A 13,098-nucleotide genomic window follows, 5' to 3' on the forward strand; every position below is an offset into this window, starting at 1 on the left:
CTGGTCCCCCGCGGGGTGGCCCGATGGGCCGGGGTCGATGCGCTGCGGTCGCCCCACACCGGCGTGGGCGACCGGTCAGCAGAGGCGGAACCGGTCGCAGGCGGTCTTGATCGGCACCGCCAACCCGATGCCCTCGGCGTTGCGGGCCTTGGCCGTGGCGATGCCGACGACCTCCTTGGCGCCGTTGATCACCGGGCCGCCGGAGTTACCGGGGTTGATCGGCGCGTCGAACTGGATGACCGGGCCACCGCCGCGCTCGTCTTCGCGGAACGCGCTGACCACGCCCGTGGTGACGCTGTCCTGCAACCCGAGCGGCGCGCCGACCACGATGATCTGCTGGCCGGACCGCACCGGATCACTGGCCGCGACCAGACCGGCGAACTTGGCGGTGGTGCGCAACTGCGCCAGGTCCTTGTCCTTGTCGGTGGCGATGATCGTCGCCTCGAACCGCTGGTCCTTGCGCTCCAGGAACACCTTGCGCTCACCGGCGGTGAAGACCGACTCGACCACGTGGAAGTTCGTCAGCAGCGTGGTGCCGCCGCCGGACGGGGCCTTGCCGACGGCGAACGCCGTACCGGTGAACTGCCCGGCCCGCACCCGGAACACGCTCGGCAGCACCGCGCTGGCCACCGCCTCCGGGTTGAAGGCGGCTCCGGCCTGCTTCTCCAGGCTGCCGGCGCGCTGCTCCAGGCCGTCGAGCCGGCTGGCGTCCGCGCCCTGTCCCTCGGCCATCCGCTTGTCGGCGGCGGCGAGCCGGTCGTCGAGCCGGTAGATCTGGTACGCCTGCACGCCGCTGACCACCGCAAGCACGGCGGCCAGGGCCAGCGCCACCACCGCGAGCCGGCTGCGCCGGGGGGCGCGCTCCGGCGGACCGAGCGGCGCGCCGAAGCCGGAGACCTGCTGACCCGGGTACGCCGCCGGCTGGCCGGGATAGGACGGCGCGGACACCGGCTGGCCCGGATAGGCGGGCGCGGAGACCGGCCGGCCCGGGTAGGACGAGCCGGAGCCGGACGGGGCGCCGGAGTGCCGGTCCGCGTACGGCGACGAGGCCTGGCCCGGGAACGACTGTGACCCGGCGGGCGCCTGGCCCGGGTAGGCCGGGGCGGACTGGGCCGGTGCCGAGCCGAAGGAGGACTGCCCCGGCTGGGCCGACGGCGTGCCGTAGGAGGACTGCCCCGGCTGGGCCGGCGCGCCGCCGAACGACGACGGGCCCGGCTGGGACGGCGCGGCGCCGAACGACGGCTGGGACGCCGCGGGCGGGGTCGCGACACCCGACGACGCGGAGTAGGCGGCCGACGGCGACGCCCCGGCCGCGTCGGCGCGGCCCGGGTAACCGGCGGACGGCTGCGCGGTCGCCCGCGCCGGATGACCCGCGCCCGAGGACGGGGCGGGGTAGCTCGTGCCCGAGGACGCCGGGTAGCTCCCCCCGGACGATCCCGGGTAGCTCGCGCCCGGCGACGTGGTCGGGTAGCCCGCGCCCGGCGACGTGGCCGGGTAGCCCGTGCCCGGCGCCGCGTGGCCTCCGGTGCCGGCGCCGCTCCACGACGCGCCGACACCGCCCGCGGTCGACCCGGGCACGGTCGACCCGGACAGTGGAGCCGGACCGCCGGGCGGGTCGAAGCGTGGCGGCAGCGGGCCCGGCCGATCGGCCGTCGGGTCACCGCCCTGCCCCGGCACGCCGTCGCCGGTTCCGTACCCGCCTGTCATGCTCGACCGTCCTCCCCGTCGGCTTCGCCGACGCCCCCGACCGCTGTCGTCCGGCCCTGTGCGCCGCTCGCGGCTCGATGGACCGTACCGGCGGAAACGGGCTTTGTCTCCCCCGCTGTCCGACCCTCTCACGGCCCCGCAACCCGGTTCGTTCCGGACACCTGACGGACACCGCGCCGACACGCGCCGGACCGGCTGCGCACACCGGATCGTCCGGCCTACTAGGGTTGTCAGGTGACCGACGAACCACCCCTGCGCCGTCGGGCCGCCGAAAGCCGTACGGGAGAGGTCTCCGCCGATCCGACGTCGGCCCTGCCGGAGCCGGCGGACGCGGGGACCGAGACCGAGCCGGGCGCGGCCGTCCCCCTGACCGCGCCGCGCGACGGCACGCCCGCCCCGGTGGCCACACCGGCCGAGTTGAACGAGGTCGTGGCCCGTTTCGCGGGCGGCACCGGCCCGGTGGCCCTGGACGCCGAACGCGCCTCCGGCTACCGCTACAGCCAGCGCGCCTACCTGGTGCAGTTGCGCCGCGTCGGCGCTGGCACCGCGCTCATCGACCCGCTGCCGCTGCCCGACCTGTCCGCCCTCGACGAGGCGATCGCCGAGACCGAGTGGGTGCTGCACGCGGCCAGCCAGGACCTCGCCTGCCTGGCCGAGCTGGGCCTGCGCCCGCGCCGGCTGTTCGACACCGAACTGGCCGCCCGGCTGGCGGGATTCGAGCGGGTCGGCCTGGCCGCGCTGACCGAACAGCTGCTCGGGTTCAGCCTGGAGAAGCACCACTCCGCCGCGGACTGGTCCAGCCGGCCGCTGCCGGAGTCCTGGCTGACGTACGCGGCGCTGGACGTCGAGCTGCTGGTGGACCTGCGCGACGCGCTGGACGAGGAGCTGGGGCGGCAGGGCAAGTCCGGCTGGGCGGCGGAGGAGTTCGACGCGCTGGTGCGCAACGGCGCCCGTCCGCCGCGCGTGCGCGCCGAGCCGTGGCGGCGCACGTCCGGCATCCACCGGGTACGCGGCGCGCGCGCCCAGGCCCGGGTGCGGTCCCTCTGGTACGCGCGGGACCAGATCGCCGCCCGCCGGGACGCCGCGCCGGGCCGGGTGCTGCCCGACTCGGCCATCGTTGCCGCCGCCGAGCTGGACCCGAAGGACGAGAAGACGCTGCTCACGCTCCCCGGTTTCGGTGGGCGGTCGGTGCGCCGGCTGGCACGTACCTGGCTGGCGGCGCTCGACGACGCGCGTCAGTTGCCGGACGAGGCGCTGCCGGTGAGCCCGACGGTGGAGGGCCCGCCTCCGCCGCACCGCTGGGCCGAGCGTGACCCGGTGGCGGCCGGGCGGCTGGCCCGGGCCCGGGAGGTGGTGGTCGGCACCGCCGGGGCGCACCGGCTGCCGGCGGAGAACCTGATCGCGCCGGACTCGATCCGCCGGCTGGCGTGGCAGCCGCCGGAGGAGATCACCGACGACACCGTCGCGGAGGCGCTGCGCGCCTTCGGCGCCCGGGAGTGGCAGATCGGGCTGCTGCTGCCCGCTCTTACCGAGGCGCTGCGCACCCCCCAGCAGTAACGTCGGTGGCAGGTGTGAGGTGGGCCACGCGGGGGGTGGTGCCGCGTTTGGTTACTGGCGAGTAGCATCCGGGGAAATGCCCGTGCCGAGGGAGGCTCCAAGTGCCCCGTGAAGTCCGGGATGTCGTCTTCGTCGACGGCGTCCGTACCCCGTTCGGCAAGGCGGGTGGGATGTACGCCAACACCCGCGCCGACGATCTGGTGATCCGCTGCATCCGCGAGCTGATGCGCCGCAACCCGCAACTGCCGCCGGAGAAGGTGGAGGAGGTGGCGATCGCCGCCACCACCCAGATCGGTGACCAGGGCCTGACCATCGGCCGCACCGCCGCCCTGCTGGCCGGCCTGCCCAAGACCGTGCCGGGATTCGCCATCGACCGGATGTGCGCCGGCGCGATGACCGCCGTCACCACCGTGGCCAGCGGCATCGCCATGGGCGCGTACGACGTCGCGATCGCCGGCGGCGTCGAGCACATGGGCCGCCACCCGATGGGTGAGGGCGTCGACCCCAACCCGCGCATCGTCGCGGAGAAGCTCGTCGACCCGTCCGCCCTGGTGATGGGCTCCACCGCGGAGAACCTGCACGACCGGGTCCCGCACATCACCAAGGAGCGCACCGACGCGTTCGCGCTGGCTTCGCAGCAGAAGACCGCCAAGGCGTACGCCAACGGCAAGCTCCAGGGCGACCTGGTGCCGGTGGCGGTGCGCGACCCGGAGGCGGGCTGGGGCCTGGCCACCGTGGACGAGGCGCCCCGCGACACCTCGATGGAGAAGCTGGCCGGGCTGAAGACGCCGTTCCGGCCGCACGGCAAGGTCACCGCGGGCAACGCGGCCGGCCTTAACGACGGCGCCACCGCCGCGCTGCTCGTGGCCGAGGAGACCGCCCGTGAGCTGGGCCTGCCGGTCGGCATGCGCCTGGTGTCGTTCGGCTTCGTCGGCGTCGAGCCCGAGGTGATGGGCGTCGGCCCGATCCCGTCGACCGAGAAGGCGCTGCGCATCGCCGGCCTCAGCATCGACGACATCGGACTGTTCGAGCTGAACGAGGCGTTCGCGGTGCAGGTGCTCGCCTTCCTCGACCACTTCGGCATCGCCGACGACGACCCGCGGGTCAACCCGTGGGGCGGCGCGATCGCCATCGGTCACCCGCTCGCGTCCTCCGGCGTCCGGCTGATGACCCAGCTCGCCCGCCAGTTCGCCGAGCACCCCGAGGTCCGCTACGGCCTCACCGCCATGTGCATCGGCATCGGCATGGGCGGCACCGTGATCTGGGAGAACCCGCACTGGGAGGGTGGAGACAAGTGAGCCTCGCCGCACCGAACGAGGTCGTCACCAAGGCGCTGCTGCGCCAGGTGGCCGTACCCGGGCTGGACCGGCCCGCCGCCCTCATCACGCTGGACAACGGCTTCGACCACACCAAGCCGAACACCTTCGGCCCGGCCGGTCTGACCAGCCTGGACGAGGCGATCACCGCCGCGCTGGCGGCGGAGCCGGCGTTCATCGCGGTCACCGGCAAGCCGTACATCTTCTGCGTGGGCGCGGACATCACCAGCCTGCCCGCGCTGGAGAACCGCGAGCAGGCGCTGGAGATCGGCCGGCTCGGCCACCGCGTGTTCGCCCGGCTCAAGGACAGCGCCGTCCCCACCTTCGCGTTCGTCAACGGCGCGGCGATGGGCGGCGGCCTGGAGCTGGCGCTGCACTGCCACTACCGGACGCTGTCGGCGGGCGCGGCGGCGCTGGCGCTGCCCGAGGTCTCGCTCGGCCTGATCCCCGGCTGGGGCGGTACGCAGCTGCTGCCGAACCTGATCGGCATCCCGGCCGCCACCCAGGTGATCATCCAGAACCCGCTGATGCAGAACAAGATGCTCAAGCCGAAGCAGGCGGCCGAGATGGGCATCGCGGACGTGCTGCTGGAGCCGGCCGACTTCCTGGAGCGGTCGCTGGAGTGGGCCGCCGGCGTGGTCCGGGGCGAGGTCGCCGTGACCCGCCCCGAGGTCGACAAGGACATGTGGGCGGGCGTGCTCTACTTCGCCCGGCAGACCCTCGACCAGCGGCTGCACGGCGCGGTCCCGTCCGCGTACAAGGCGCTGGACCTGCTGGAGACGGCGAAGGACGCCGACTTCGCCACCGGCACCGCGGCGGAGGACGACGCCCTCGCGGACCTGGTCTTCTCCGAGGAGCTGCGCAGCGGCCTGTACGCCTTCGACCTGGTGCAGCGGCGGGCCAAGCGCCCGGCCGGCGCGCCGGACAAGGACCTGGCCCGCCCGGTCACCAAGGTCGGCATCGTCGGCGCCGGCCTGATGGCCAGCCAGCTCGCGCTGCTGTTCGCCCGGCGGCTGCAGGTGCCGGTCGTCATGACCGACCTGGACCAGTCGCGGGTGGACAAGGGTGTCGGCTACGTGCACACCCAGATCGAGAAGGCCGTCAGCAAGGGCCGGATGGACAAGGGCACCGCGGCCAAGCTGTACGGCCTGGTCAGCGGCTCGGTCGACAAGTCCGTCTTCGCCGACGCCGACTTCGTCATCGAGGCCGTGTTCGAGGACCTGGGCGTCAAGAAGCAGGTCTGGGCCGAGCTGGAGAAGATCGTCAAGCCGGAGGCGGTGCTCGCCACCAACACCAGCTCGCTGTCCATCACCGAGATGGCCGCCGACCTGGAGCACCCGGAGCGGGTGGTCGGCTTCCACTTCTTCAACCCGGTCGCGGTGCTGCCGCTGCTGGAGATCGTCCGCGGCGAGCGGACCGACGACGCCACGCTGGCCACCGCGTTCGCTGTCGGCAAGCAGCTCAAGAAGTCGTCGGTGCTGGTCAAGGACGCCCCGGCGTTCGTGGTGAACCGGCTGCTGACCCGCTTCCTCGGCACCGTGTTCGCGGCCGTCGACCAGGGCACCCCGCTGGACGTGGCGAACAGCGCGCTGGACCCGCTGGGCCTGCCGATGCGTCCGCTGGCGCTGCTGCAGCTCGTCGGGCCGGCCGTGGCGTACCACGTCGGCGGCACCCTGCACGAGGCGTTCCCGGACCGGTTCGGCGTCAGCGAGAACCTCAAGCGGATCGCCGACTCGGGCCAGCCGATCGTGGTCGACGACCAGATCAACGACGAGGTGGCGAAGCTGCTGGTGGTCGGCGACGAGCCGCTCACCGCCGAGCAGGTGCGGCAGAACGCGCTGGACGCGCTGGCGCAGGAGATCCGGCTCATGCTCGACGAGGGCGTCGTCGCCGAGGCGCAGGACATCGACCTGTGCATGATCCTCGGCGCCGGCTGGCCGTTCCACCTGGGCGGCGTGACGCCGTACCTGGACCGGACCGGCACCTCCGAGCGGGTGACCGGCAAGCGGTTCCTGCCGCGCGGCGTGGCCAGCCTGCGCTGACCGATACCGCACCGATCGCGGTGGTCGGGCTGTCCGAGACGGACGCCCGGCCACCGCGATCGGCGTTTCGCGGGCAGGTCACGGGTCGGATGCGGTTTCGTCCCACCGGCCTTCCACGGACAGCGGCATGTCGGTGCTCCTGGCTACGATCACGCCTTCAGTTTTCTCACAGGAGCTGCCTACATGTCCCAGCCGCCGTCCAATCCCTACCCCGGCCACTACCCGCCGCCCCAGCACCAGCCCGGCGGCTTCCAGCCGCCCCAGCAGCCGCAGTACGGCGGTGGCTACCCGCAGGCTCCGCAGCAGCCCCAGTACGGCGCTGACTACCCGCAGATCCCGCAGCAGCCCCAGTACGGCAACCAGTTCGGCGCGCCGGTCCCGCCGAAGAAGTCCGGCGTCGGCAAGATCCTGCTGATCGTCCTCGCGGTGGTCCTGGTGCTCTGCGTCGGTGGCGGCATCGTCACCTGGCTCGTCACCAAGGACACCGTCGGCGAGGTGGTCACCGCCACCAAGACCCGGGTGGTCGAGCCGCAGACGCTCGGCGGCCGGCCGAAGGTCACCGACCCGCAGCTGCAGAACGCCGCGACGCAGATGAAGGCCTCGCTCAGCAAGGACGTGCCGGACGCGACGAGCACGGCCGGCGCCTTCTACGGCAACCCGGAGAAGAAAGACCTGGTCATGATCGTCGCCGTGTCCGGCGTCATGGCCGACCCGAAGAAGGAACTGGACGACGCCGCCACGGCGGTCACGCCGGACCTGGCCACCAAGGACTTCAAGACGGTCGACCCGGGCCCGCTTGGCGGCGACGCCAAGTGCTCCGACGGCAAGGCCTCGGGTGAGCAGGTGGCCGTCTGCATCTGGGCCGACCGGGGCAGCCTCGGCATGGTGGTCGTCTACTTCAAGTCCGCGGCCGAGCTCCAGAAGGAGTTCGTCACGATGCGCGGCGAGATCGAGAAGCAGGGCTGACACCGCTACGCACCGGGCCCCCGCCGCGACGGCGGGGGCCCGGTGTCGTTTCCGGATCAGGCGGACTCGGCACGTTCGGCAGGGCTCCGGCAGACGCAGAACTCGTTGCCCTCGGGGTCGGCCAGCACCACCCAGCCGCTGCCGTCCGGCCGGCGCCGGTCGGCCACCAGCGTGGCACCGAGGTCACGCAGCCGCGCCACCTCCTCGTCGCGGGTGCCCTCGGCCGCGTGCAGATCGATGTGGAACGCGCCCTTGCCGTGCCGCTCGCCCACCCGGACGAACAACAGGTCGGGGCCGTCGCCGGCGGGCGCGGCGAGGACCGCCTCCGGGTCGTCCGGGTGGTCGTCGTCGGCGAGCCGGCGGTCGAGCACCCGGGCCCACCATCCGGCGAGGGTGTACGGGTCGTCGGACTCGACTGTCACGCAATGGAACTGTGCACTCATCGGTGCTTCCTCCTGTGGGGTACGCGCCCCGGCGGAGTGGGAACGTCAGCGGGGAACGCGGGGCGCGGGACGGTTCACGAAAGACATCGACCACACCCCCTTCCACCTCATCGGGCTGACCGGTTGATCATTCCACCGCCCTCCGGCGCCGGCAACCCCGCCCCGCCGCAAGGAAGGGCCCCTTGTTAACACCTGCGTGTTAACAAGGGGCCCTTCCTCTACCGGAGGCGTTAAGAAGGTGCCCTTCCTTACGGGCCGACGAACACCGCCTTCGCGCGCCAGTCGACGCCGTCGACCGCCGGGCCGCTGCGCACGGTGAACGTCGCGGCCGGCACGCCGTTCACCCAGTCGGTGGCGGCCAGGTCACCGGTGTTGCGGTTGACCTTGTAGAGCGTGCCGCCGGAGACGAAGACCGCGCCCGCGTCGGCGAACCCGCTCGCCCCGGACACCGTGAACCGGTCGGCGCCGACCACGCCGCTGTCCGGGGTGAACCAGCGCCAGAACAGTCCGTTCTGCCCGTTGAGCGTGTAGTAGAGCCGCCCGCCGGAGAAGAACATGCCGGTCACGTTCGGGATCTCGGCGTAGAAGCCGGTGGTCGCGCCGACGTACGTCTGCCCGGTCGGCCCGGAGTTGGTGATCACGTTGTCCCAGTACGGGTCGTGGTACGGGTCCACCAGTTCCGGCGCACCGAACGTGGTGCCGTTGAACGTACGCCGCCACAGCGCGCCGTCGGCGCCGTAGAACACCGTCCCGCCGACCCAGAACGCGTTGCGCGCGCCCGCCCAGACGGTGCCGTCCGGGTCGGTCACCGGGTCCGGCGCGCCGACCGTGCTCTGCCCGTCGTACGAGCGCACCTGCACCGGCGAGCTGGCCGGGGCGGGCGGGGGCCCGGTCTTGACGATCTCGACGGCGTTCACCAGCGGGTTCTCCCGCACGTGGCGGAACTCCACGTCGATCGAGCCGTCGCTGACCACCGTGAACTCCCGCATGGTGCCCACGTTGTGCCCGGCGGTGGCGGACAGGTCGAGGTCGTCGAGGACGACAGCACCCTCCAGCGCCACGTCGAAGATCCGCGTGCCGGCGTTGGCGGTGCCCGCGTACCGGTTGGCCATGTAGAGCCGCACGTGCACCTCGGTGCCGTTGGGCACCGGGAACTGCCAGGTCATCTCCTCGCCGCCGGACGGGTCGTACCGCTCGTGGTTGTAGAGCTCGACCGGGGTGCCGGCCGGCACCGTCGAGTCCAGGCTCGCGGCGGTGGTGTAGCTGGAGACGCTGCTGCCGGTGTTGTGGTATGGGCTGGGGCTGGAGCTGGTGTCGGCCGCCCAGTCCGGCCCGCCGTCGGTGGCGGCGACGGACGAGCCGCCGGCGTTCACCCGGTACAGCACGTTCGTCGGCTGCGGCAGGCCCGCCTGGTAGACGTTGCCGGGCAGGGTGGCCGTGGTGGTGGGGTGCACCGCCGTCCCGCCGGCCAGCGGGAAGAACGCGATCCGCTCCCGGCGGTACTGGAAGTTGCCGATCCACAGCGTGTCGCCGCCGACCCAGAGCCCGGTCGGCGTGACCAGCATCTCGGAGGCGCCGATGCCGCGCGGGTGGCGGCCGGGGTTCCAGGACAGCGGCAGGCCGTTGGCCGGGTCGAGCGCGGCGATGCTGGCCCGGCCGACCGCGCCGGCCCGGGCGTTGTCGGTGCCGGTGGTGTTGTTGAGCCAGCGGAGGTGGCCGCCGACGTAGACCGCCTCTTCGCTGATGCCGACGGACAGGAACGTGTCGCCGCCGCTGTAGTCGACCCAGGTCGGCTGGAGAGCGGAGCCGGTCGCGCCGGCCTCCCAGCGGGCCGCGGTGTCGCAGAGCGTTCCGCTGTACGGCGCGCCGGTGGTGACCACCACGAAGTAGCTGTTGTCCGGGGAGAACGCGACGTCACGGACGTACGAGTCGAAGGACTGCCACTTGCAGCGCGGCGTGTAGCGGGCCGTGTTCCAGTCCGCGACGGTGGCGGCGGTGGCACCCAGGTCGATCTTGACGATCTGGTCGTGCAGCACCCCGTCGGCCTTCTTGAAGTTGCCGATGACGACGAGCTGCGTGCCGTCCGGGGAGACGGCGAGCTTCTCCGCGCCGACGCCGGCCTTGGCGCCGCTGACCCCGTCCCAGTTGTGGTTCTCGGTCAGCGTGGTGGTGAGGTAGCTGTCCACGGCGCCGGTGGTGGCGTTGAGCGACGCGAGTCCGCCGCGCGGGTTGGGGTTGCCGGCCGTGGTGAAGATGCCGCCGACCAGCAGCCGGTTGCCGACCAGCGCGATGTCCTTGATGAGCCCGTTGAACGCGGGCGGCGCGAAGCTGGTGACGACCGCCCCGGTGTTGACGTCGAGCAGGGCCACCTTGCGCCGGGTCACGCCGTTGACGGTGTTGAACTTGCCGGCGACGAAGACCGTGTTCGCCGTGGGCCCGCCCGTGACCGCTGTCACCTCGTTGTCGAGCGTGGGCGCGAACGCGGTGTCCACCGCGCCGGTGGCCTTGTCGAACGCGAGCAGGTAGTCGCGGGGGATGTCGACGTCGGAGTTGCGATTCTGCACACGGGTGAAGGAGCCGCCCGCGATGATCTTCGTACCGGCGTCGTGGATCGCGTCGACCGAGCCGTCCTGGACGTCGGGCGAGGCCGTGGAGGGGACGGTGTGGACCACTTTGTCGTGGCCGGGCGCGGCGGCGGCCGCGGGCGTGGCCGGAGAGAGGCCGACGACGGTGAGGGCGCCGGCGGTGAGGACCGCGAGAAGACGGCGGCGGCGCGGGGCCGAGAGGTGGGTCACGGGCAGCTCCGGTGGGTGAGCAGGGTGAGGCGTCGCTGCGCTTACTCTCCGTTGATCACCGCTCCGCGTCCAGCGTGAGCCGAGCATTCTGCCCGACCACCGTGCCGCCGGGGGCCGACCACCGCCGGGTCCGGCCAGGACAGCCGAGGCTGTCCGCACGAAAAGGTGAGGCCGCCTCACCGGCTGGACGGATCGGGATGGGCGGTCAGGTGGCCGCGGGCGGGTCGGCCGACGGAAGCGTGACGGTCACCTCCAGGCCGCCACCGGGCTGGGCGACCGCCTTCACCGTGCCGCCGTGCGCGTCGCAGACGGCCCGCACGATCGACAGGCCGAGCCCGGAGCCGCGAGCACCGGTGCGTTCCTGGCCGCCGCGCCGGAACGGCTCGAACAGCCCGGGTACGTCGGCGGGGGCGACCTCGAAGCCGGTGTTCCCCACCACCAGCCAGGACCGCTGCCCGTCGGTGCCGGTGCGCACCCAGATCCGCCCGTGCAGGTGGTTGTAGCGGACCGCGTTCTCCACCAGGTTGCCGGCCAGCCGGTCCAGCAGCCCCGGGTCACCGACCACCGGCGCCGGACGCAGCGACGTGTGCACCTTCAGGCCGATCCGCTCGACCTCCCGGGACACCGCGGACAGCGCGTTGGCGGTGCCGACGGCGAGGTCCGACTCCGCGCGCCGGGCCAGCCGCCGGCCGGTCTGGGCCTCGCTGCGGGCCAGCACCAGCAGCGCGTCGACCAGGCCGTTGGCCCGCTCCGAGGCGTCCCGCACCACCCCGGCCATGCGGCGGTACTCGGCGAGGTCGGCGTCGTCGTCGCTGAGCGTCACGTCGATTTCGGTACGCATCACCGCGAGCGGCGTCCGCAGCTCGTGCGAGGCGTTCGCGACGAACCGTTTCTGTGCCTCGAACGCGCCGCTGATCCGGTCCAGCATCGCGTCGAACGTCTCGGCCAGCTCGGCCACCTCGTCGTCGGCGCCGGACCAGCCGATCCGCTCGTCGAGCGTGGCCTCGCCGAGCCGGCGCGCGGTGGCTGTCACCTGGTGCAGCGGGCGCAGCGCCCGGCCGGCCACCAGGTACGCCCCGGCCACCCCGACGACGCTGATCGCCACGAGCGCGAGCAGCCCCTTGACCAGCAGTTCCTGCGACGCCGCGTCGACCAGTTGCCGCTGCCACTGCCCGGCGTCGAGGGTGCGGCCGTCGGTGAGCACCACTGTGGTGCCGGGCAGCAGCTCGTCGGTGGGGCGCAGCGCGTCGCGGACCAGCAGCCAGGCCAGCAGCACCAGGATCGCCCCGGCGCCGACCAGCAGGACGCCGTTGAGCAGGGTCAGCCGCAGCCGCAGCGTCGGCCGCACCCGCCGGGTGCCCACGCTCACTGCGTGCGGCCGATCCGGTAGCCCGCCCCGACCACCGTGTCGATGAGCGGCGGGTCGCCCAGCTTCTTGCGCAGCGTCATCACGGTGACCCGGACGATCGTGGTGAACGGGTCGGTGTTGGCGTCCCAGACCCGTTCCAGCAGCTCTTCGCTGGACACCACCGCGCCGCGCGCCTTGAGCAGCTCGGCGAGCACGCCGAACTCCTTGTTGGTGAGGTCGAGCGGCACGCCACCACGGGTGACCACCCGCCGGGCCGGGTCCAGCACCAGGTCGGCCACCTCCAGCACCGGCGGCGCGGCCGGGGTGGCCCGGCGCCCGAGCGCCTGCACCCGCGCCACCAGCTCGTCGAACGCGAACGGCTTGGCCAGGTAGTCGTCGGCGCCGAGCTGCAGCCCCTCCACCCGGTCGGCGACGGTGCCGCTCGCGGTGAGCATCAGCACCCGGGTCAGCGCGCCGGAGGCGGCCAGATCGGCGCAGATCTGGTCGCCGTGCACACCCGGCAGGTCGCGGTCCAGGATCACCACGTCGTACCGGGTGACGAACGCCGCCTCGTGGCCGGCGTCGCCGTCGTACGCGACGTCCACCGCCATCCCGCGCTTGCGCAGCCCGCGCGCGATCGCGTCGGCGAGGTTGCGCTCGTCCTCGACCACCAGTACCCGCATCCCGGCCTCCCGCCTCGTGACCTCTGACAACCTAGTGCCGCCGGCCAAGTGTGTCGCCGGAGGAGCTGCCCCGGCGGCGCATGATCCGCCCGCCGTCCACCGGGTCGCTCTTCCGCACCTGCGCGGATTTCTGTGACTGTCAGTGAGATTGGCGACGGCGCGCCGCTGCGTCACTCACTGTCACCGACGGTTGCTCCTCCACGCGAGACTGCCGCCGAGTCAGAAGCCGTTGAACTGCAGA

The 13,098-nt window shown here is 73.0% G+C and carries 9 protein-coding genes; 4 read left to right on the top strand and 5 right to left on the bottom strand.

All coding sequences use genetic code 11. The features are described from left to right. Nucleotides 1-75: 75 nt before the first annotated feature. Complete coding sequence (locus KBX43_RS21065; RefSeq protein ID WP_210886773.1) at nt 76-1,707, bottom strand: trypsin-like peptidase domain-containing protein; 1,632 nt, start codon at nt 1,705-1,707, stop codon at nt 76-78. A 234-nt stretch (nt 1,708-1,941) separates the two neighbouring features. Between KBX43_RS21065 and KBX43_RS21070 the strand changes: the two genes are divergently transcribed. The 4 genes from KBX43_RS21070 (at nt 1,942) to KBX43_RS21085 (ending at nt 7,588) form a co-directional block, all read left to right on the top strand. Further along, on the top strand, nt 1,942-3,264 hold the full coding sequence (locus KBX43_RS21070) for a ribonuclease D (protein ID WP_069089381.1): 1,323 nt from the start codon (nt 1,942-1,944) through the stop codon (nt 3,262-3,264). Nucleotides 3,265-3,365: 101 nt separating this feature from the next. Next, nucleotides 3,366-4,562, top strand: coding sequence for a thiolase family protein (locus KBX43_RS21075; RefSeq protein WP_064447157.1), 1,197 nt, complete (start codon nt 3,366-3,368; stop codon nt 4,560-4,562). After that, nucleotides 4,559-6,622, top strand: coding sequence for a 3-hydroxyacyl-CoA dehydrogenase NAD-binding domain-containing protein (locus KBX43_RS21080; protein WP_210886776.1), 2,064 nt, complete (start codon nt 4,559-4,561; stop codon nt 6,620-6,622). The genes KBX43_RS21075 and KBX43_RS21080 overlap by 4 nt, the downstream gene beginning before the upstream one ends. Before the next feature lie 183 nt (nt 6,623-6,805). Further along, on the top strand, nt 6,806-7,588 hold the full coding sequence (locus KBX43_RS21085) for a hypothetical protein (protein ID WP_064447155.1): 783 nt from the start codon (nt 6,806-6,808) through the stop codon (nt 7,586-7,588). 56 nt (nt 7,589-7,644) lie between these two features. Here KBX43_RS21085 and KBX43_RS21090 read toward each other — a convergent pair whose 3' ends face one another. The 4 genes from KBX43_RS21090 to KBX43_RS21105 all read right to left on the bottom strand — a co-directional run bounded on the left by KBX43_RS21090 (nt 7,645) and on the right by KBX43_RS21105 (nt 12,857). Beyond that, a complete protein-coding gene (locus tag KBX43_RS21090; RefSeq protein WP_043325653.1) occupies nt 7,645-8,031 on the bottom strand; it encodes a VOC family protein in 387 nt (128 codons plus the stop codon). 248 nt (nt 8,032-8,279) lie between these two features. Then, nucleotides 8,280-10,826: a malectin domain-containing carbohydrate-binding protein gene (locus KBX43_RS21095; protein WP_210886779.1), complete on the bottom strand. Its 2,547-nt coding sequence runs from the start codon at nt 10,824-10,826 to the stop codon at nt 8,280-8,282. Between the two features lie 205 nt (nt 10,827-11,031). Next, nucleotides 11,032-12,189 (bottom strand): cell wall metabolism sensor histidine kinase WalK, encoded by a 1,158-nt coding sequence (locus KBX43_RS21100; RefSeq protein WP_176722869.1) that lies wholly within the window; start codon nt 12,187-12,189, stop codon nt 11,032-11,034. A gap of 2 nt (nt 12,190-12,191) precedes the next feature. Further along, the gene (locus KBX43_RS21105; protein WP_043325656.1) at nt 12,192-12,857 is read right to left on the bottom strand and encodes a response regulator transcription factor; all 666 of its coding nucleotides are present in this window, start codon (nt 12,855-12,857) and stop codon (nt 12,192-12,194) included. Between the last annotated feature and the right edge of the window lie 241 nt (nt 12,858-13,098).

This window comes from Micromonospora sp. C41 (assembly GCF_018070485.1).
Lineage (GTDB): Bacteria > Actinomycetota > Actinomycetes > Mycobacteriales > Micromonosporaceae > Micromonospora > Micromonospora chalcea.